The following is a 21,142-nucleotide window of genomic DNA, read 5'->3' as shown; positions in this document are numbered from 1 at the left end:
TCTGAACAAACTAGACTAATCGCGTTCCAAAAGACTGAGAATTCCGATTAACACGTGATGGGATTGATTCAAAAGCCTAAGTTCGGGCTTTATCATCAATCCTTGTTAAGCCTCATTCTCAAAGCGGCTTTTGTCACAGCTTTCTTTTTGCTTAATGGCTCGCTTTAATCAATCGTGCAATGTTTTCGGCTAATTCACTAATGTCGTGATTCGAATCAGCAATCGCGCGGTCCAGGGTTTTGGCGCCATCAGGGGTGGCGAAAATTGCATCAATGGCATCTTCTTGATACAAACTATCGACGCCTTTACCAATATTACCGGCGACGACAATCACTGGGGCCTTGGGTGCAACTTGCTTGGTGGCCTTAGCCACGCCAAATGGGGTCTTGCCATATTGGGTTTGATAATCAATGCCACCCTCACCTGTGAATACATAGTCTGCATTCAGCGCCCGTTCTTGCAGATTCGTATAGGCAATCACGATCTCGATGCCGCGCTCCATCTTCGCTTGGGTAAAGGCCAATAATCCAGCCCCCAAGCCACCAGCAGCGCCGGCACCTGGAAAATTCGCCAAATCTTTGCCCAACGTGGCCTTAATGACAGCCGCATAGTGGGTCAAATTCTGATCTAGTTGTTTAACCATTGCCCTCGTGGCCCCTTTTTGCGGGCCAAAAACCGCAGAGGCCCCAGTATCACCAACCAGTGGGTTCGTCACGTCTGACGCAATCAAGATTTCAGTGGTGTTCAATCGCGGATCCAGCCCGGAAATATCGATCGTGGCTAAGTCACCTAAGGCACCCCCGCCATAACCAAGTTCGTGCCCAGTAGCATCTTTGAGTGAGACGCCAATCGCTTGGGCCATTCCGGCGCCCCCATCGTTAGTCGCTGAGCCACCAATGCCAAGAATAATTTTCTTAGCGCCATGGTCCAAAGCTTTAATCATTAACTCGCCCGTTCCATACGTGGTTGTCACCAGTGGATTACGCGTTTTCTTGGTCACAAAGCCAATGCCGCTTGCCGCTGACATTTCAATCGCCGCGGTTTTGCCATCGCCCAGCATGCCATAGGCGGCTTGCACCGATTGGCCTAAGGGTCCGGTCACAGTCTCTGTGATAAGCTCACCACTTGTTGCGTCAACCAAGGATTGGACTGTTCCTTCCCCACCATCAGCCATTGGGACTAATTCATAGTCGGCGTCCGGATAGACCCGAGCCAAGCCAGCACGAATGTTTTCGGCGGCTTCTTTTGCCGTCAAGCTGCCCTTAAAAGAATCAGGCGCAATTACAAATTTCATCAGAATCCTCCTTGTGGACTAGAAAAAGATGTGCAAGAAACCATACAGAACAGTGGCGGTCACAGTCGCACTCAAGCCGACTAATGATTCATAGCCAATAGCATGTGCGCGTTCAGAAATATCCATGTGCATCGCGTTGGCCGTCACATGGAAGTAATTCCCATGAGGTAAATGATCAATCACAATCCCGCCGGTATGGACCATGGCCGCCGCCGCAATGGGATTCACCCCGAAGCCAAGAATGGCTTTTGAGAACGAGCCAGTCGCCAAAATAACCCCTGTAGAGGTTGACGCGGTAGCCGCCGCCATTAGAATCCCAGAAATTGGTGCCAACAACGTGCCGGACATGCCGGAAGCTTTGATGAGATTAATGATCTGGTTGGGTAAGTCAGATGAGGTAATCGTGGCCCCAATCGCACCCGCCCCAATCAAAATCAAGACGACATCAGTCATCCGCGAAATCCCAGACTGGGCAAATTCGCGTAGCTTACCACCTTGGCCCATTGCCAGTGCCCCAACAATCGCAGCAATTGGCAAAACATACATGGCATCCAAATTAATTTGTGTCAAAGCGGTAATATGAAAAATCGACCCAATAGGATTCAATAATAATAAAATAATGGCTAACACCGGTGTCACTAGGGACGTCCCTAAACTTGGCAATTGTTGTGCATCTGTATTAGCTGCCCGAGTAAGATTGACCAAGTCAGCGTCAATGACAGCAGAGCCCCGATGGCGAATTAACGTTGCCAGCAGAACTGTCATGGCCAGTGCGACGAGGGCCGGAATGAAATCGGCAATCATCACTTGGCTCAATTGCACATTGAATCCCTTCGCCGCGGCAATGGTGTTGGGGTTAGGTGAAATAATATTTCCTGCTTTACCACCACCTGACAATGCCACTAACAACGAGAGTTTGGAGAAGTTCATCCGTTTGCCGACCTCAAGCGCGATGGGCGCGACAATCAGGACCGCAACCGGAATGAAGACCCCAACAGCCGTAATAATCATCGTCGCCAACGCTAGCGCGAACAATGCAAACCGGTCACCGAGCCGCGACACGATGGCCCGAGCCAGCGTATCTGCTGACCCTGACTCCATCATCACCCCAGCCAGCATCCCTGCAGCCAGAACCCGCAACACTGTCCCCATGACACTTTGCGAACCCGTAATCAACACGTTGATGGTCTGGACCACGTTGGCGCCCCCAACCAAGCAACCAATGACAGCGCCCAGTAACAAGGAATAAACCGGATTGAGCTTTCTCAAAATCAACACAATTGCGACTGCCAGGCCAATTAACGCCGCCCACCAGCTCAACACTAAGCTTCCCACATGCATAACCTCCGTTATCAAAAATTCCGAATAAGTTCTATTGTAGGTCAGAATCATATTAATGACAATATTCACAATATCAGGACTTCGGACCGATATTTTCGCCTGTAAGCACAAAAAAAGGCCGACACGACAAGATAGCGTCGCGCCGACCTTGAAAACAATTAATTGTTCATCGTTTAATTAGTCATTGTAGTGGATGTGAAGCAATGGCGCGTGCTTAACGTCTTCAATCGTCTTTGTGCCGGCCAATTGCATAATAATTTCGAGCTCGTGATCGATGTGTTCAAAGACACTTTGGACACCTTGAGCCCCACCTAATGCCAAGCCATAAATCACTGGCCGACCAAAGGCAACTAAGTCAGCACCAGCAGCCAAAGCCTTGAAGACGTGGCTCCCACGGCGAACGCCTGAGTCAAAGATGATTGGTACTTGATGGTTGACCGCCTTAGCGATGCTTTCCAAAACATCAAATGATGCTGGACCACCGTTTAATTGCCGGCCACCGTGGTTAGACACATAAATCCCGGCCGCACCAGCACCAATGGCACGCATGGCATCTTCAGGAGATTGAACACCCTTAACGATGACTGGTAAATCAGTATATTCTGCAATCCGGCGAACGTCATCAGGGCCAATCTTTTGGGCAGCGGAAGCGTAAATGTCAGCAATCCCTTTGCCCTTCCCGTCGCCTTCGGAGAACTTGGTCAAGTTGGCCATAGGAATTGGGAATTGGAAGTTGTTAATAATATCTTGTTCACGATAGCCGTCGACAGTCGCATCAACAGTCAAAATGATTGCCTTAACGCCAGCCTTCTTGGCTTCGTCTAACAATGATTCATTGAAGCTCCAATCCTTACTCATATAAAGTTGGAAGAATTGAGGTGCGCCGTTACCAGCCGCAGCCGTATCAGCAATGGAAGTCGAACTGTAAGTACTTTGGGCCATTAACCCACCAACGGCAGCCACACCACGAGCGGTATCATCTTCACCTTGGGCGTGAGCCAATCCTTGGGCAGCAGTTGGGGCCATCATGACAGGTGTCTTCAAATCGATGCCGAAGACATTCGTTGACAAATCTGGCTTTTCGATATCAGAAAGTGCCTTGGGCACGATTTGGGCGTGTTCAAAAGCCAAAGTGTTCTGCTTTAACGTCCAATCATCTTCTGAACCACCAAAAATGTAGCCGTAACCACCGGTTGGGATGATCTTCTTAGCTTCATCTTCCAATGCAGGAAGATTGAGAATGTCTAATTTCTTTTCGTTATCGCTTTGTTCATATCCATTTACAACTGTCATGAGTAGTGCCTCCTTAAACATCTATGAATCGAGTATATCACTTATAAAAAGTAAGTAAACTATTTTTGGCCAATTTCTTGCAAATAAAAAAGCTAGCCGCATTTGGCGGCTAGCTCATGGTTATTTCTTTAAGTCGTCGACGGTATTATTAAAGGTTTCAGCGGCTTTTTCTTTGACATTCTCGCCGCTTTTTTCAACGTTTTTCTTGGCTTGATCGACCTTCTCTTTGGCTTCACCCTTCAGCTGTTCGGCTTTACCTTTGGCTTCGAGTTCCTCGTTGTTGGTAATCTTACCAGTCGTTTCCTTCACCTTGCCAACTACTTTGTCCTTCATTGCGTCAAAATCTGCCATGAGCGAATCCTCCTATAGGTTTGTATTTGTTACTAACCTAAGCATACGAGGTTGACCGGTTCAATTGCACGTTTAACGCTCACAAAAAAATCCTCCACCGCGTCAGAATGGACAAGGTGGAGGATTGTAAGCAAAGATTACCGCTTTGGGTCTTCAATTGCTGGTGGTTCAACGGCCTTGCCGCCTTTTTTCATGCTTTTATAGTTCACAACTGTCTTGTTCTTAAGATCGTCGACCAATGTGGCGTCGGCTTGATCAAAGTCATCAATCGTCAGTAATGCAGAATTAACATAGAGCTTCTCAATCGTGCCTTTAAAACTCAATGGCACATCTGTACCCTTCTTAACGGTCACTGAATCGCCAACATTAACGATAACTGCCATATAAGGTCCTCCTTTTAATTGTCACTAATACCAGTCTAGTCGCGTTTCTAGAGAAAATCAAATTCGCTGTTTTTATTAGTTAGTTAGTGTTGACAAAAACTAACTAACGAAGTATACTTATTTTCGTTAGGTAGAACCTAACTAAACTAACTATATTCGGAGGCATTTGCATGACAAATGATACCCAAGCTTTACTCAACACCTTTGGTCAATTGTTCCAACAAGAATACTTCATGAATGCAGCCTTACGGAGTGGGCATAACGGCAATGGCCGCCACGGTCGCGGACCTATCCGCTTACTGCGGTTCCTTGCTGACAACGATGGCGTGACCAACGCCGATATCGCTGAAGCCCTTGACATTCGTCCAAGTTCTGTCTCAATGCTCGTTAAAAAACTCGAAGATGCTAAATTAATCACTCGCGAAGACTCTGCCGAAGACAAGCGCGCTTCTGTTATTTCATTAACTGATGATGGTCGCAAGCTTATCACCGAGGCTAAGGACGTTCGCAATGAATTATCTGACACGATGTTTGCAGCACTGACTCCAGAAGAACAAGCCCAACTCAGCGACTTGTTGACGAAGCTCCTGGCAAGCATTAATGATGACGCCATCGAATCTGGTGACAACGCTGCCCTTCAAGCCCACTTTGAGAAGGCCCGCGACTTACGTCATCAATTCCGTGAACTGTTCGGTGCCCCTGGCAACGGTGAAGGCCATCATCATGGCGGCCCCCGCGGTGGCTTTGGTGGTTTCGGTGGCCCTCGCGGCTTTGGCGGCCCTCGTGGCGGCCGTGGCCATCACGGTTTCCCAGATGGTCCCCGGTTTAACCATCCCGATTTCCACTAATTAACCGATAATAAATAGGTCTGTGTTCCTGCCAATTGGCGGGCTCACAGACCTATTTTTGTGCGTTAAACTTAGCGTTCAGCGCTCAACTGCTTAATACCAGGTAAACTGAGCATAACGATCAGGCTGACGATGTATAAGGCTGATAAGCTGCCCATTGTCACCGCTAACCCGAAACGATCCATCAACACGCCAATCATCACCGATGAGAAGCCGCCAATGGCTTGACCAAGGTTCATGATGACGTTATTAGCTGTGGACCGAATTTCCGTTGGATACAAACGGCTAATGACGACGCCATAGCCACCGAACATCCCGTTAGAAAAGAAGCCAACCACTGCACCCATCAACGCGAGCGTCCAGGTACTATGCGCCAGCGTTAACGCGAAAACAACTACAGCAGAAATAACCAAGAAAATCGCAAACGCCCGCCGAGGCCCGAAGCGGTCCAGAATGCTGCCAAACGTCAGCATTCCCAAACTCATTCCGATAATCGTTGCGATCATCCAAATTGATGAGCCGGCGACTGATAACCCTTGCTGTCGCTGGACAATGACTGGTAACCAGTTCATTAGCCCGAAATAGCCAGCGATTTGCACAATGGTCATCACTAGGAGACCCAGCGTTTGGCGAGTAATAGCTGGCGTTTCAAACAGCCGTGCAATCGAGACCTTATGCGCTGGGTCTTGATGCTGCTTAGCCTCCAGGAATTCATCAGTTTCGCTAATATTGCGCCGAATGAAGAAAGTGAGAATAACCGGCAAAACGCCCAGTAAGAACAAAGCATGCCAGCCAAAATGCGGAATAATCAACGCTGCCGCGATGGCCGCAAAGATTGCCCCCGTCTGCCCTCCGATGGCTGCAATTGATGTCATTTTACCAATTTGATCTTGACGGAAGCTTTCAGCAATCAAGGTAATCCCAACACCATACTCGCCCCCCGCGCCAATCCCGGCCAGGAACCGCAATACATAAATTGTGGTAATGTCATTGGCAAAATACATCAACGCCGTGGCAATCGCGAAAATAATGACCGTATGGGAGAAGGTTTTAACCCGCCCGTATCGATCACCTAGAATCCCAAAAATCACGCCACCGACCAGCATCCCTAAGTTGGTAATCGAACTAATCAGGCCGGCCGCACCGCTAGAAATATGTAATTGGGCAATAATTGGTGTTAACGAAAATGAGAGGAACATGATATCCATGTTTTGTAAGGAGAATCCGGCCCCAGTCGAGACGATGACCTTCTTCTGCTCCCCGCTCAAACCTTGGTGTTTTGATTCAGTTAATTCCATATCCTGTTCCTCCAAAATGACCGCTCACTGTCGGTCGTTATTTTGATACCGTGCCTAAGCACATTGTTAAACATTATGCACTAAAATAACGCATTGAACAAGCCCCAAAAGCGCGCCACGCCAGCAGAAAAGCCGTTCCTACTTATTGGGTAAGAACGGCCTTATGCGTTATTCAGTTTTTCGCGCAGCTGCGGCTTTGCGTAATTGCCGTTGGGCGGCTTTGGACCCACGATTCAAATCGCGTTGTTGTTTGTAACTGTCGTAATCGACAAACAAGCGCGCCAGTTCGTAACCTTCTGGATACAGTTCACTAGCAGGCGTCAATAATTGCACCCGACGCCGCGGTTGCTTTAGATGGTGATGATTGACGAAGACATCCAGCTCGTCACCATCATCTTGGTAGACCAAGCCTTCTTGTTGCAGACCGGATAACCAGACCCGATCACCTTGGACAAACTGCGGCGTATTTTGCACAGGTGTAGCCTTTGGCCCAGGAAAATCCTGCTTAGTGACTTGATAGTCTTTGGTGTGCAAATACTTTTCCGCTCGGCGCAATAATTGAGTGGACATCTTCATTTTGCGGGCAATCCATAACGCTTGGCTGTCACCCGTGACGCCCAACTTCAGCTGGTATTTCGGCATCAAGGTCTCTTGATCAAAGGCCATTGCGGCCGGAATGAAGTCTGCATGGGCTTCGGCGAAACGTTTAATCTCACCATAATGGGTTGTCGCCATGATGAGCGCCCCTTGACTGTAGAGTGTTTCCATAATCGCAATGGCTAAGGCCGCCCCTTCGTTCGGCTCAGTGCCGCTGCCGATTTCATCCAAGAGGACGAGTGTATTGCGCCCTGCCTGACTGAGAATGCCAGCCACATTGTGCATATGCCCAGAAAAAGTACTCAGCGCGTTACCGAGATCTTGTTGGTCACCCATATCGACAAAAATATGGTCCATGACCGCGATATCGGTGCCGGCTTCGGCAGGAATTTGCAGACCAAACATGGTCATCAACGTCAATAAGCCCACCGTCTTTAAGGTGACAGTCTTGCCACCAGCATTTGGGCCAGTGATCACCAGGCCGCGATAATCGGTGCCGAGGCGCAGATCCAGGGGGACAGCATCCTTTGGTAACAAGGGATGGCGGCCGTGATGAATGATAATTCGTTCAGCCTTGTTGACTTGCGGTGTCTGGCCGTCGATTTCGCGGCTATACTTAGCGCGCGCCATAATTATGTCCAGTGCTGTGATTGTCTCGACGACCAGGTCAATCGTGGCGGCTGCCTCGGCAATACGACCAGTGAGTTCAGCCAAGACCTGATATTCTTCCGCCACGGCCTCGGCATTGACCATGGCATACTTGGCATTTAACTTGGCTACCGCATTGGGCTCAACATAGACCGTTGTGCCTTTATTTGAAGATTCGACAATATTACCTTCAATCTTATTCTTATACGTTGCTTGAATGGGCACTGTATAATGATCAGACTTTTTGACGATAATCGGTTCTTGCAAGTAGCGTTGATTATCGGCATGGCGGATGAAGCGTTGTAACTTATCTTGAATCTCTGTGTCGATGTCTTGCAACTGGCGCCGAAGTTTGCGGAGTTGACGCGATGCACTGTCGGCCACTTGCTGATGCTGAATCTGACTGTAAATCGCATTTTCAATCTCAGAAAAATCAGGCAAACCTGACGCATATTGGTTCAGCAATGGTGCCATGCCCATATTGGTCTCAAAGAATTGGCGCAATAGGCGACTGCTGCGCAAGAAGTCAGCGAAGCGTATTAGATCAATGGGACTCAGGATCAGGCCCTTTTGCAATTGGGCCAACAAGCGATCAATGTCGTTCAGGCCTAAAAATGGCACGTGCTGGTTGGCATCGAGTAACCTCCGGGCTTCCAGCGTTTCTTGTTGCCAGGTTTCGACCGTGGCCAAATCTGTTTGTGGTTGCAGCGCATCGAGACGGTCTTGACTATAATGGCCAATCGCGCGTGCTTTGACTTGAGCCTTAATTTCGTTGAATTGGAGTTTTTGTAGGGTATCGTTTTGCATGATTGCTCTTCCTTTCGAAGCGCAATACCCGCCCGTAAATAACTGGGCGTACACAAAAAGCCGACAGTTCCCCATCGGCTTGACCAGAAACGGCTTTATGACGGGTATCACTCAGTGGACGCCAAATAAACCATCTCGGTTCATTCGACGCTTCAGTTACTGAATTAGATACCTACCACACTCATAAAGGGCTCCTTAAATTTTGTCCAGTTATTTACTGATTTCAGGATAACATGGTCGCAAAGTGTCTGTCTAGGCTTACACCTGGAAGAATTTCCGCACATCGGCGACATAGCCTTCACGGTCACTAATCGCTTGCAAGGCGGGATTGTCATGCGTGCTGGTTTTGCCTGTCCGGCGCAGGTGGGCATAGAGATCAAAATACGGCACCTTAATTGCCTTCGCCTGCGCAATTTCAGCTTCGATGTCATACTCAACCTTGCGGAAGTCGACCTGGACCCTGCCGGCGTCGTCAATTTCTAACAACGCATAATGGGCCCGTTGATCATCAAAGAAGTGTTGCCAGGGACTGTACGGCTGACCCGTGGCCCCAGGATTAATCACTAACTGTCCGGCGTCACTGACACGCATCACCTGTTGATGGGTATGGCCGTAAATGGCAATATCTTGGTCAGGGGCAAACAGCTGGTCGAAATTGGCTTCTGCTTCTGCAGGATACAAATCACGGCCCTCATCCCGAAATGGCTGATTGTGCGATAGGCCGATTTTGACGCCGTTGACCGTCGTAGTCGCCGCAATCGGTAAGGCCTTCATCCAAGCAAAATCCGCACTGGATAAATCTTCGAGCAAAAACTGCGTCAGCCGCGCAAAATAGACGTGATCAGGGGCCTGCGGATTGAATCGACCTGCCGCGACGGTATAAATAACCCGTTCCCAGTTCCCACGCAACCACAAACTCGGTTTGACGCTGCGTAACAGGGCCAGCAGGTCACTGCGGCCAGGCCCCGGCAAAAAGAGGTCGCCGATAAACCAATAATCCGTCGCCTGTTGGGCTTTCGCGTCCGCCAACACCGCCTCCGTGGCGCCCATGTTACCGTGAATATCTGCCAGAATGGCAATTTTTTGTTTCACTTGTTAGTCACCTTCGCTACAAATCGAAAAATTTTGTCACGTCTTCAGTATACCCTTCACGTTGATTAATCGGCGCCAAAATTTCCGGACTGTGGTTGACGGGAATGCCCGTTTTGCGAATTTGCGCATATAAATCGGCATAGGGTTCCCCCATTGCTTTGGCCAATTGGATTTCGGCCGCTTCATCATAAGCCACTTTGCGAAAATTCACCGTGACTTCATCAGCGTCATTCACATCAAGCAGTAAGTAATTGGCACGATGGTCCTTGAAGAAGCGCGGCCAGTTACTGAAAGGCTGGCCCACCGACCCAGGGTTCAAAATCAATTGGCCAGCTTGGCTCACGCGTTCGAGCTGCGTATGTGTGTGGGCATAGACAGCTATATCTTGGCTCGGGGTGATGAAGAGCTGTTCAAAATTGGCTTGAGCTTCTGGCGGAAATAAATCGCGACCGTCATCCCGAAATGGTTGACTATGAGACACGCCGATGGTTAAGTGGCCCACGCTAACCATGGTGCTAATCGGCAGTTGCTGCAACCAGGCATAGTCTTCAGTGGTCAGATCTTCCAAGAGGTATTCACTCAATCGAGCCTGATAAATGTCAACTGGATTCGTGACATCGATGTGACCAGCAACCAAATCAAAAATCGTCCGCTCCCAATTGCCCCGTAGCCACACTGTAGGGTGCACGGCCCGCAACATCGCAAGCAGTTCACTCCGGCCCGGTCCGGGCAGAAACAGATCACCCAGAAACCAATATTGCGACGCTTTGTTAACTGCGGCGTCGCGCAAAACCGCGTCAAGCGCCGTGATGTTACCATGCACATCTGCCAAAATTGCAATTCGGTCAGCCATCATCTCATCCCCTCAAATTTTCACCAGTATACGCCCTAAATGGTGAGTGGTACACCTGAAAAGCCCGCCAAATCAAGGTGCAAACACATGTTTGACATTTGGTCTGAATGGGGGTATTCTAGTCACATATTATGAAAGGGGGTGATGCCTTTTGACTACCGATAGTAATCTTAAGGCATCAGCCACGGAGCGTGCAGCTAAGTAGCTGATGCCATTAAGAGAAGCCCTGCGAAATCGATTCGCAGGGTTTTTTCTATACAAAAAAGCTGAGATTGCCAGGGTTATGGGCAATCTCAGCTTTTTTATTTTATTTCAATGTTGCGACAACGGCATTGTGCTCGACAGTCCCGCTAGCCGTTAAATCAACTGACCAGCCTTTATCCAAGGAATTGGTGACGACCACAATAATTGTGGTGTCCTTGCCGGCGGCGCTCACTACCTGACGATCCATCACTGCGAGTTCAGCACCCGCATCGATGTGATCGCCAGCGGCTACTTTAACCGTAAACGGTGCACCTTTCAGTTCAACCGTATCAATCCCCATATGCACCAACACTTCCTCACCGTCCTCGGTGGTAATGCCAATCCCATGCTTCGTGTCGGCGACCATGGTGACTGTGCCTGACACAGGGCTATAGATTTCATCAGCGCTCGGCGTGAGGCCAAACCCATCGCCCATCGCTTTTTGTGAGAAAACTGGATCTGAAACATTGGCTAAGGCCACAACTTCTCCATCAGCTGGGGCCAAGAATGTCTTGGGGGTCCAATCGACTTTTTCGTGCTTCTTAAAGAAATTAAACATGCTAATACCTCCTATTTCGACTGGCGAAAGAACTTACCAACTAGTTCTGACGACGCAGTTAAGTTTGAAACGTTGGCCGTGTAGTCTTGTTGTAAATACCGATAGTAAATCAGGTCAATGACATATAACTGACTTAACAGCGAAGTTGTCGCTGCCGACCGTACCTTCGAATGTGATTCGGTGCCATCCGTCAGCAACACAAGTGAGGCTAATTGGCCTAAACTGCTTTTCGGATTAGTCGTGAGGGCAATGACCGGAATCTGTTGTTGGACGGCCAGTTGGCCTAATTTAACCGTTTCGACAGTTTGACCAGAGTTTGAGATTAATACCATTACTTGCGGGCGGTCTGGTAATAATAAATTCACGGCCATTTGATGGGTGTCTTGCGAATTGATGGTCACCTTGCCCACCCGGGAGAACTTCTGGGTCACATCTTGCGCAACTAAGTCTGAGGCGCCAAGGCCATACACATGAATTACTTTGGCTTTTTGCAACAGGTTTACTGCCTGGTCGAGCGTTTCATCTTCCAATTGTTGATTAGTGGTTTCGATACTATGCTGCGTGCGCAAGGCTAATTTTTGCTTGATCACGTCGAGTGTGTCGGTTGGCGCCACTTCTTCATAAAGTGGCGTTTCGTCGTTATTAATACCAGCCAGTTCCACTTTCAGCGTCTTAAAACCGTCAAGTGAAAGATGCTTGGCGAACCGGACAATGGTCGCTTGGCTGACGCCACTTTCTTGTGCCAATTCAGCAATACTAAAGCGGACCACCTGTTCAGCATGATTGAGAATATAGTCTCCCAGTTGCTGCTCAGTCTGGCTCATTTCTGGCAGTTTCTCATGAATCGTTAGCAAAATTGTATTAGCCATGGTCACTCACATCCTATTTCTCGATTGCGCCGCGAACGAATCCGCTGGCTGCCTCTAAACGTTGGGCAGCTTGTGCAATGTCATCATCCGTCATCAACATCACAATCGCAAGTTTAACCGATTGATCTGCCGCATTCAGTGCCTGGCCAGCAGTCGCTTCGTCGACGTGTGTAATTTGCATGATGATATTTTTAGCCCGTTGAACGAGCTTCTCATTGGTTGGACGAACATCCACCATCAGATTGCCGTACGTCTTGCCAATGCCCACCATGGACGCTGTCGATAACATGTTTAAGACCATTTTCTGGGCCGTCCCAGACTTTAAACGGGTTGAACCAGACAGAATTTCCGGTCCTGGAACCACTTCAATCGCCACATCCCCAAAAGCACTAATTTCAGCGTTAGCGTTACAAGAAAGTGCCACCGTTTTGACGCCGTTCTTTTGAGCAAATTGCAATCCACCAATGACATAGGGTGTTCGGCCACTGGCCGCAATCCCGACGACAATGTCCTTGGCATTGAGATGCCGGGCTTCAAGATCCGATTGTGCCAAGCTTAAACTATCTTCAGCCCCTTCAACCGCGGTGGTCATGGCTTGTTGCCCGCCGGCAATAAGGCCTTGCACCATTTCGGGATCAATGCCAAACGTCGGCACACATTCGGCAGCATCCAGCACGCCCAAACGGCCGCTAGTTCCAGCTCCGATATAAAAGAGGCGCCCGCCTTGTTTGAAGGCCGCGGTAATTAAACTCACTGCTTCTGCAATCTGTGGGAGTTGTTGTTCGACGGCAAGTGGCACTTTTTTATCTTCAGCATTCATCGTGGTCACAATTTCTAATGGCGTCATCTGGTCCAAATTCATCGTGGCCGCGTTTTGAGCTTCTGTCGTTAATTTCGTAATATCCATGGTTAAACTCCTTTCGTGGCCATAATTTTAATTGCTTGATTGGCCGAACAAAATGGTAATAAATCACAATCACTGGCCACCACTTGGCCAATGACATTCACCGTCGGATCCGCGGGTAGTTCGCGTTTAACAATTTCTAATTCACCTTCGTAACGAGCGGCGCGTTCATTATCGAGCGTAATCGCACCAATTGGCCGTGGCGTTGTCGCCTCGGGTAAGACATGACCTTCAAGCAAGCGCCGGCCTTCTGCCAAGCGAATCACATCCCGGGCCACATCAGCCCGTTGGTGCAACACCCGGTCAAAATAATCCGGCCAATGCTGCATCTGGGCATGCAGGACGACGACGCCCGCTTGCGTGTACTGCGTGAGCTGTTCCATAGTTGTCGAACTCAACGTTGGGTCCCCAATGAAAACATGGGTCACATCCAATTGCTGCATATCAAGCATTGCCGCCAACGGATGGAGATAGCGATGGGCTTCCAAGGTCGGCAGTCCGACAAAGACTGGGCCCCGGCGTTCGCCATCCCCGGCCACAAACGCCATGACGGTGAAACCATGATCCACGAGCCAGTGATTCTTTTGCTTAAACCAATCGCGGTCTAAACCAGTATTTTCCCGCGGATAATAGTTATGCCAGGCTTCAAGATGGTCAAAGTTCGCGTGATTCGCCGTCAGCGCTTGAATGTCGGCCACCGTAATCGTGCTAGCATTCAACGCGATATGGAAAGTCTGTGTCAGTGCGGCGATGTCCGACATGTTGATGCCATCATCCATCCGTAATGTGGTCACATGCCGTTGTTGAAACGCCGACAAGTCGGCCAATTGTAAGCCTAGGCGTGTCAACGCTGCAGCCGACACATCAACGGTTAACGCTAAGCCATATTGCGCACAGAGCTGACCCAGTTGTTGAAGATGGGCCAAGAGAAGACTTGGGTCATCCTCTGGCAAGTTAACTGAGGTGAACACCCCTTTGAATCCAGCAGTCGCATACGTTTTCAATATCTGTTCTTGTGAAGCATCAATCTCATCATGTAAATACATTGAAAATCCTAGCATGCGCACACCCTACTTTTCTGGATAAACTTCATCGATCCGTGATTCATCAACCCCAAAGAACCAAGTCATCACGAAGCCGCCGATATAAGCCACTAAGAGTGCCAGCAAATAAGTGAATTGTTGCCCTGGTTGCATAATCAGCAGGCCGAATAATCCAGACACACCCTGAGAAACAGCGCCAAGATGGAATAAGGAAGCGGCGATCCCACCAAAACCGGCACCGATACATGCGGTAATAAATGAGCGGCCTAACGGTAAGGTTACGGCATACATCAGTGGTTCACCGACCCCAAGAATGGCAACGGGGATGGAGCTCATGACCATTTTCTTAAAGCGCTTGTTGGCTGACTTGAAGTATAAGGCTAAGCCGGCCCCAACTTGGCCACCACCGGCCATCATTAAGATTGGTAACAAGTAGTTAATCCCTTTTGTTGGGCCATTTGGATCATTGAGTAACACATGGATTGGCGTCAAGGCTTGGTGCAAGCCGACTGAAACCAATCCCAAGAATGTCGATGACAAGAGGAAGCCACCAAAGACACTTAGTTGCGTGTAAATGAAGTCCATAACTAGATAGATGCCATTGGTTAACCATGCCCCTGCAGGTTGTAAGAAGACCACCGCAATCAAGGCACCGATAATGACCGTCAATAATGGCGTGAAGAACGTATCCAAGATGCTTGGCATGAACCGGCGAATATTGCGTTCCAGCCAGGCGAAGAAAATTCCCATGAATAGGGCGGTCATCAACCCACCAACCCCAACGACATAAGGCGCATTGGTCAAAGGCATCATGACGCCTTTAGCCGCAAGCGGAAAGCCCGGCACAATAGCCCCTAAACAGAGCGTGCCCCCAATCCCACCAAGGATGGCGCTACCCTTGAATTCCCGGGCGGCGTTCATCCCAACAAAGATTGGTAAGAACGTAAACAGTCCCCAGCCTAACGTCTTGATGGTCATGTACCACCAATCCGTCATGAAGGCTTGATGGGTTTGGAAATCAATCACGTTGGTCAAACCATTAATTAACCCAGCGGCAATAATCCCTGGTAATAAGGGAATGAAGACATTGGCGATGTGCTGTAAACCACGTTGAAGTGGCTTGTCGTGCTTGGCCTTATTGGCCGACTTGTTCTCTTTGGCAATTGACTTCACATCAGTCGATTGACTCATCGAGGTATCTTGGGCAACTTCACTCTCGTCTTCTTCGCCAGATCCTAATGGCACGCCAGTCATCTCTGCAAAAGGTTCAGCGACTTTATTCACTTTCCCTGGGCCCAAAACAACCTGCAGCGTGTCAGCATCCACCACTGCCAGTACCCCGTCAATATCCTTGAGTGCATCAGCATTGACCTTATCCTTATCCTTCACCCCGAGACGTAACCGGGTCATGCAGGACACGTTGGAGGCAATGTTATCTTTACCACCAACATTTTCCAGAATTTTTTTGGCCATTTCTTCGCTGTTCATAATCTCGTCTCCTTATTCATCGAAATCCGACGTATTGTTAACACAATTCCCGTGATACTTGAGTGATCTTCCATCTAATCCCTCCAATTGGTATCGCTTACAAAGAAAGTATACGTCCTGTGAAGTAAAGTTTCAAGTAAATGTTTTAAAAAATATAAAATAAGAAACTTTATTTCTTTGGTCGCTCATTTCGACGCAAAAAAATAGACCGCCAACGGCAGCCTATTGCTTAATGTACCCTTTTTGGTCGCCAATGCCACGTCAGCACCAGCATGCCCAGCAGTCCAATTATTCGTTTCATTTCATCACCCGAGAAATCATTCAGTTCGGCTGACCAAAAGCCTGCGCAAAGTCCGCAGTGATCTGGTCTGCTTGCGGTGTTGTCACTAACGTTTTAAGCCAATCACTGGGGATTGGTGCCTCAGGATGACCAGATAAGAAGATGATTGCGGCCAGTTGAGCCACCGTATCAGCATCATTGCCCAGATTGACGGCCTTTAAAACCACCGTCTCAAACGTCTCTGCTTGAAAGTTGGCCCACAGCGCTGCTTCCAATGAATGTACCACGTAGCCGTCACTAGCGATGACAGATTCTGGCAGGGCAACAAATGAACCATCACGCAACCGCGAGAAATGCATCAGTTCGTCAGTTTGATTGACTTCTTCAGCCCGATTCATTGCAATCGCCAAGGCGCTCGCAAGGCTCTGCCCCAAGAACAACTCCCGCAGGAGTTCACAGTAAATCACACTGGCAACCACTGAACGAGGATGGGCATGTGTAATCACCGTATAGTCATGAATCGCTGCAATGCGCGCCACCAAGTCGACCTGGTCCAACAGCGTAATCGCAAGTGGCGCCAGGCGCATGATCGCCCCATTGCCATTGGCAAACTCTGAAGGGTCGCCACAATCAAGCGGTGCCACACGCGCCCGAAAATTGTCGATGGCTTTTTGGGTGGTGACGCCGATATCAAACATTTGTCCAAACGGGGTGTAGTCTCCGTTCTCAACATAGCGGACCATTTTACGAAAAAGGTCTTCCAGGTCGCCGCCTTCAGTGAGGTTAGCCATCAGAATCAAGGTCAGAGACGAATCGTCTGACCAAGTGCCTGGCGGTTGATTGTAAGTACCATAACCCGTCATCCCCGAGACAGCCACCGATTGGCGCGGTTGGAATTCGACCGGCACCCCTAGCGCATCGGCAACCATGCTGCCCGTGATAAGATGCTTAATTTGTTGTTGTGAAAGCATATTAGTTCACCGCCACAATCTTTTCACCCTGCAAGACTTTAATCACGTTACCGGCGACGATTTTAGCCATCTGATCACGCGCTTCCACCGTAGCATTACCAATATGCGGCGTTAAGATGACGTTTTTCAGCGGCTTTAAGCCGACTTCAACTTCCGGTTCGTGTTCATAAACATCCAGCGCCGCTCCGGCAATATCGCCTTGTTGTAGGGCGGTGACCAATGCTGCTTCGTCCACGATTGGACCGCGCGCCGCATTAATCAGCCAAGCCGTTCGCTTCATCCGTTTGAACGTTGTCGCATTAAACATGTGCTTATTATCAGCTGTCAGCGGAATGTGTAGTGAGATGAAATCACTGTCGGCCACAATCTCGTCCAGCGTTGCAAAATGCACATTCAGCGCCTGTTCTTGATCCGGCGTCAGCTGATGCCGCTGGGTGTAGTTCACGTGCATCCCAAACGCATCAGCCAACTTGGCCACTGCCTGCCCGATATTGCCCAGACCGACAATGCCAAGCGTTTTGTCACGCAGTTCATGGCCTAAGAAGAACAACGGCTGCCAACCATCAAAACCCTCTGTGCGCATCAATTGGTCACCTTCAACAATTCGGTGGCTTGCCGCGAGCATCAGACCCATCGTGACCTCGGCGACTGAATTCGTTGAGACCGCTGGGGTGTTGGTCACAGGAATTTTGTGGGCACTGGCCGTCGCAATATCAATGTTGTTAAAGCCCGCGCCAAAATTGGCAATCAGCTTGAGGTGAGGCGCGGATTCAATGATGTCCGCATCGACAGTCGTGGAGAGCGTCGAAATCAAGAAGTCGGCACTCGCCACTTGGCGCTTCAATTCGTCGTGGTCAATCAACCCATCGCCCGCATAAGCCACTACATCAAGCCCCGCTTGCTGCAACTGATCTGCAGCCACCGCCGGAATCTTATCACTAATAAATACCCTTGCCATCCTGCTCACTCCTGACTTGTCTTATTACAGCCCATTATCGGAGTTCTCTGGCGAAAAGGCAAAGGAAGTGCAAAAAAGCCACCCCCGGGGATGGGGTGACTTGTCGACTTGATATAGAACCTGATACCACGCCGCTGTTGATATCACACATGAACATTTGATCAACTAGGTTCCTCGTGATAATCAACCTTTTATCAATTCATTGAGAGATCAGTACGATTAACCTCTTGAAAAATGATTTGCGAATCGTCCTCAACGTAAGCGCTAACATTTTCTGGATTAACAAATCCGGTTTTTGCTTCCATCACATTAGCCATACCTGCGGCCATTCCGTACTTAATGACCGTCAACAGATCGAGGCCTTGGTCGATTGCGTAGAGCATCCCGCCAACAACAGCGTCGCCCGATCCTTCAGCATTCACTTCACGAAGAAGCCGAGTCTTTACGAAATAGAAGTGTGGTACATCGGTCCCTATTTTCAAAGCAGCTCCCTGATGGCCAAGAGAAACAACAACTGCTGGGATACCCTTCAACCGATCATCTTGCAACGCTCGCAGAGTTTCAATCGGAGATTCAGGAATCTCTTGGTTCAGAAGTTGCCCTAATTCATCAGAATTGGGCTTAATAATATCAGGCAGTTCTGCAGATTGGAGCGCGGCAGAGAATGCCGCGCCAGAGCTGTCAAGGATCACTTGTGCCTCAGGATTGTGTGCTTTTACGTGTTTCAAAATCTGTCTGTACGTATCGGTCGGCAATCCAGCAGGAACAGAACCGTTTATGGAAACCGCCGTCAGATCGGCCATCTTATCAATGATAGTTAGCAATTTCTCCAAAGATCCCTGGCTTATTGGTTCTCCAATCTCATTGAGTTCCGTCTTAGTCCCTTCTTCATCGAGGATTGTATAACAATATCGGGTCTTTCCATCGATTGGTACGAATTCGTTATTAATGTTGAAATTTTTCAGTTCGTCAAGGATCAGATCAGAATTTTTCTTTCCAATAAAACCGGTCGCGGATATTCTCCCAGAAGTCTTTCCTGCAAGAATCGATGACACCCTCGCGGCGTTAACACCTTTCCCTCCCACTACTGTCCGGTGATTCAATTCTCGATTAGTAGCCCCGATTTTAAAAGTTGCGGTCTGATAAACAACATCTAGCGAAGGATTCAATGTAATCGTTAAAATCATAACTCTGCCTTCTTTCCTACGATCAAGTTTGTTCTAGTCTTAAAATGTTGATAGTCCCGTTTTGAAATTCCTGAATCAGTGATTAACGAATTCGTTTTATCAAGTTGCAGAAAGCTGAATCGATCGGCTTGATCGAACTTGGTGTGGTCTGCGACAACATACGTCTTAGTTGATCTATCAATAGCAACCTTTTGCACAGTACCTTCTGCAATATTTGACGTTGTAGCCCCGTCTTTCCAAATTCCGTTTGTACTGACAAATGCCAAATCAAAAACAAAATTGTTCAACGCCTGCTGAGCAATGAGGCCGACAAATTCATTTGTGGTCCGATGGTATGTGCCTCCTGTTAGAACAACGTTTGCGTCTTTTTGGGCTAAGTGATGAAAGGCAATATCCGAGTTTGTAACGTATTGAATGTCAGAACTAGTTGGAAGAAAGTCCAAGCTTGCAAAGATAGTTGTCCCTGCACCTAAGTAAACCGTCATCTGTGGTCTAACTAACTTGGCCACCTCTCTGCCAATTTCAGATTTAGCTTCCTTCTGGAGAATCTTCTTCTCGTCCGTCGACTTTTCTATATAGACACTAGCGCCACCGTAGATGCGAGTTACCTGCTTATTGCGTTCCATCTCTGTTAAATCCCGTCGAATTGTCATCGGTGCCACTTCAAGTTTTGAGGCAATGTCAACAGTAGAAAGAGTGCCAGATTTTGATTTATTCAGCAGTGCAACAATGGCATTCTGCCTATCTTGTTTGAACATCTCTTCACCTCCATCTGAATACCCGTATTATATATCTCTGCAAAAAAATGTTCAAGTGTGTTCATCTCAATTGATGATCGTCCTAGTTGATCCCTTAGGTGAACTCCTCCTGAATGTGCGCTAAAAATATAAAATAAAAAAGTCTTGACTCTTCCAAAGAAAGCGTTTACTATACGTGGTGAAACAAAGATGAACATTATTTAAAAAGGTGAACATAAAAAGGAGGAGGAAAAATGTACGATTCACTATTTAACAAAGATTTGATCAACCTCAATGCGCAAGCTACTGATTCAACTTCATTATTTGATTTGATAGGTCGAGATGCTCAGGAAAAAGGGTTTGCTGGCAAAGGTTACATCGAAGGGCTGATCAAACGGGAAAAGGCTTACCCTACCGGACTTGTCTTTCCAAATATTAGTTTAGCTCTACCTCACGTCGATCCTGAATTTGTAGAGAAACCTTTCATCTACGTGGCACGAACTACCCAGCTACTTGATTGGTTACAAATGGGTGACTCACAAAACATGCAGACTGAAAACTTCTTGTTCTTAGGCATTAAGGAACCCTCTGCACAGGTAGGACTGCTCGCTGATATCATTGCTGCTTTTAAAGATGAAACCTTTGTTGAGCAATTCCTTGCTTCGGAAACAACAGATAAAATGTCACAACTTTTAGTCAATAAATTTAGCCATGTGAAGGCCTAAAAAGGAGATCTTAAAAATGAAAACAATCTTAGTATGCTGTGGTTCCGGTGTCGCAACAAGTCCTCAAGTCGCAAGTAAGATTAATGAATTTCTTGAAGATCATGACTTGGATCGTTTTGCTCACGCAGATCCTGCGCCTGTTGAGACTGCAAAAGCAAAGATTGACAGCAACCCTGACATCATCGTCTATGTGGGGATCGCCCCTGCTGACGATGATTTGAAAGAAACAATCGATGAACACAATGTGACAGAAATCATCGGTGTTCCATGGCTCACTGGTATCGGTGAAGAAGAAGCCGACGCTAAGGTGCTGAAGGCTGTTGAAGATGTTGCCAAGAGCCACAGTGTAGATTAATTCTTCGTCGAAGGGGGG

Annotated in this window: 21 protein-coding genes; 3 read left to right on the top strand and 18 right to left on the bottom strand. The window is 48.3% G+C overall.

The genetic code is table 11. The features are described from left to right. Positions 1–151: 151 nt before the first annotated feature. The 5 genes from FC34_RS07745 to FC34_RS07725 all read right to left on the bottom strand — a co-directional run bounded on the left by FC34_RS07745 (position 152) and on the right by FC34_RS07725 (position 4,662). Entirely contained in the window at positions 152–1,294 is a 1,143-nt protein-coding gene (locus FC34_RS07745) for a glycerate kinase family protein (protein ID WP_057894850.1), read from the bottom strand. Between the two features lie 18 nt (positions 1,295–1,312). Then, a complete protein-coding gene (locus FC34_RS07740) occupies positions 1,313–2,617 on the bottom strand; it encodes a GntP family permease (protein WP_420805045.1) in 1,305 nt (434 codons plus the stop codon). Between the two features lie 195 nt (positions 2,618–2,812). Then, entirely contained in the window at positions 2,813–3,928 is a 1,116-nt protein-coding gene (locus tag FC34_RS07735) for a lactate oxidase (RefSeq protein ID WP_057894848.1), read from the bottom strand. 120 nt (positions 3,929–4,048) lie between these two features. Next, complete coding sequence (locus FC34_RS07730) at positions 4,049–4,279, bottom strand: CsbD family protein (RefSeq protein WP_057894847.1); 231 nt, start codon at positions 4,277–4,279, stop codon at positions 4,049–4,051. Between the two features lie 137 nt (positions 4,280–4,416). Then, a complete protein-coding gene (locus FC34_RS07725) occupies positions 4,417–4,662 on the bottom strand; it encodes a hypothetical protein (protein WP_057894846.1) in 246 nt (81 codons plus the stop codon). A 170-nt stretch (positions 4,663–4,832) separates the two neighbouring features. On the opposite strand from FC34_RS07725, the gene FC34_RS07720 reads away from it, so the two are divergent. Next, positions 4,833–5,510, top strand: a complete 678-nt coding sequence (locus FC34_RS07720; protein ID WP_057894845.1) for a MarR family winged helix-turn-helix transcriptional regulator — start codon at positions 4,833–4,835, stop codon at positions 5,508–5,510. A 71-nt stretch (positions 5,511–5,581) separates the two neighbouring features. On the opposite strand, the gene FC34_RS07715 is transcribed toward FC34_RS07720, so the two are convergent. The 13 genes from FC34_RS07715 to FC34_RS07655 all read right to left on the bottom strand — a co-directional run bounded on the left by FC34_RS07715 (position 5,582) and on the right by FC34_RS07655 (position 20,065). Beyond that, positions 5,582–6,808, bottom strand: coding sequence for an MFS transporter (locus FC34_RS07715; protein ID WP_057894844.1), 1,227 nt, complete (start codon positions 6,806–6,808; stop codon positions 5,582–5,584). A 168-nt stretch (positions 6,809–6,976) separates the two neighbouring features. Beyond that, positions 6,977–8,860: an endonuclease MutS2 gene (locus FC34_RS07710; protein WP_057894843.1), complete on the bottom strand. Its 1,884-nt coding sequence runs from the start codon at positions 8,858–8,860 to the stop codon at positions 6,977–6,979. A gap of 258 nt (positions 8,861–9,118) precedes the next feature. Continuing rightward, on the bottom strand, positions 9,119–9,952 hold the full coding sequence (locus FC34_RS07705; protein WP_057894842.1) for a metallophosphoesterase family protein: 834 nt from the start codon (positions 9,950–9,952) through the stop codon (positions 9,119–9,121). Between the two features lie 16 nt (positions 9,953–9,968). Beyond that, entirely contained in the window at positions 9,969–10,808 is an 840-nt protein-coding gene (locus tag FC34_RS07700; RefSeq protein ID WP_083479297.1) for a metallophosphoesterase family protein, read from the bottom strand. A 304-nt stretch (positions 10,809–11,112) separates the two neighbouring features. Further along, the gene (locus FC34_RS07695) at positions 11,113–11,607 is read right to left on the bottom strand and encodes a PTS sugar transporter subunit IIA (protein WP_057894841.1); all 495 of its coding nucleotides are present in this window, start codon (positions 11,605–11,607) and stop codon (positions 11,113–11,115) included. An 11-nt stretch (positions 11,608–11,618) separates the two neighbouring features. Beyond that, positions 11,619–12,476, bottom strand: a complete 858-nt coding sequence (locus FC34_RS07690) for a MurR/RpiR family transcriptional regulator (protein WP_057894840.1) — start codon at positions 12,474–12,476, stop codon at positions 11,619–11,621. Between the two features lie 13 nt (positions 12,477–12,489). Next, positions 12,490–13,383 (bottom strand): N-acetylmuramic acid 6-phosphate etherase, encoded by an 894-nt coding sequence (gene murQ / locus FC34_RS07685; protein ID WP_057894839.1) that lies wholly within the window; start codon positions 13,381–13,383, stop codon positions 12,490–12,492. Positions 13,384–13,385: 2 nt separating this feature from the next. After that, positions 13,386–14,441 carry a MupG family TIM beta-alpha barrel fold protein gene (locus FC34_RS07680; protein WP_057894838.1) on the bottom strand — a complete coding sequence of 352 codons (1,056 nt, stop codon included), beginning with the start codon at positions 14,439–14,441 and terminating at the stop codon, positions 13,386–13,388. A 9-nt stretch (positions 14,442–14,450) separates the two neighbouring features. Then, positions 14,451–15,911, bottom strand: a complete 1,461-nt coding sequence (locus tag FC34_RS07675) for a PTS transporter subunit EIIC (RefSeq protein WP_057894837.1) — start codon at positions 15,909–15,911, stop codon at positions 14,451–14,453. Positions 15,912–16,232: 321 nt separating this feature from the next. After that, on the bottom strand, positions 16,233–17,162 hold the full coding sequence (locus FC34_RS07670; RefSeq protein ID WP_057894836.1) for an ADP-ribosylglycohydrolase family protein: 930 nt from the start codon (positions 17,160–17,162) through the stop codon (positions 16,233–16,235). Between the two features lies 1 nt (position 17,163). Continuing rightward, positions 17,164–18,120 carry an NAD(P)-dependent oxidoreductase gene (locus tag FC34_RS07665; RefSeq protein WP_057894835.1) on the bottom strand — a complete coding sequence of 319 codons (957 nt, stop codon included), beginning with the start codon at positions 18,118–18,120 and terminating at the stop codon, positions 17,164–17,166. 194 nt (positions 18,121–18,314) lie between these two features. After that, positions 18,315–19,307, bottom strand: a complete 993-nt coding sequence (locus tag FC34_RS07660; protein ID WP_057894834.1) for a 1-phosphofructokinase family hexose kinase — start codon at positions 19,305–19,307, stop codon at positions 18,315–18,317. Beyond that, positions 19,304–20,065: a DeoR/GlpR family DNA-binding transcription regulator gene (locus tag FC34_RS07655; RefSeq protein WP_057894833.1), complete on the bottom strand. Its 762-nt coding sequence runs from the start codon at positions 20,063–20,065 to the stop codon at positions 19,304–19,306. Before FC34_RS07655 ends, FC34_RS07660 begins: the two co-directional genes overlap by 4 nt. 233 nt (positions 20,066–20,298) lie before the next feature. Between FC34_RS07655 and FC34_RS07650 the strand changes: the two genes are divergently transcribed. Together FC34_RS07650 and FC34_RS07645 are read left to right on the top strand one after the other, a co-directional pair. Continuing rightward, positions 20,299–20,769, top strand: coding sequence for a PTS sugar transporter subunit IIA (locus FC34_RS07650; protein WP_057894832.1), 471 nt, complete (start codon positions 20,299–20,301; stop codon positions 20,767–20,769). A 16-nt stretch (positions 20,770–20,785) separates the two neighbouring features. After that, positions 20,786–21,124, top strand: coding sequence for a PTS sugar transporter subunit IIB (locus FC34_RS07645; protein WP_057894831.1), 339 nt, complete (start codon positions 20,786–20,788; stop codon positions 21,122–21,124). Positions 21,125–21,142 lie beyond the last annotated feature (18 nt).

Source organism: Lacticaseibacillus brantae DSM 23927 (assembly GCF_001436115.1).
GTDB lineage: Bacteria > Bacillota > Bacilli > Lactobacillales > Lactobacillaceae > Lacticaseibacillus > Lacticaseibacillus brantae.
This window is presented reverse-complemented; position numbering and strand designations above follow the sequence as displayed.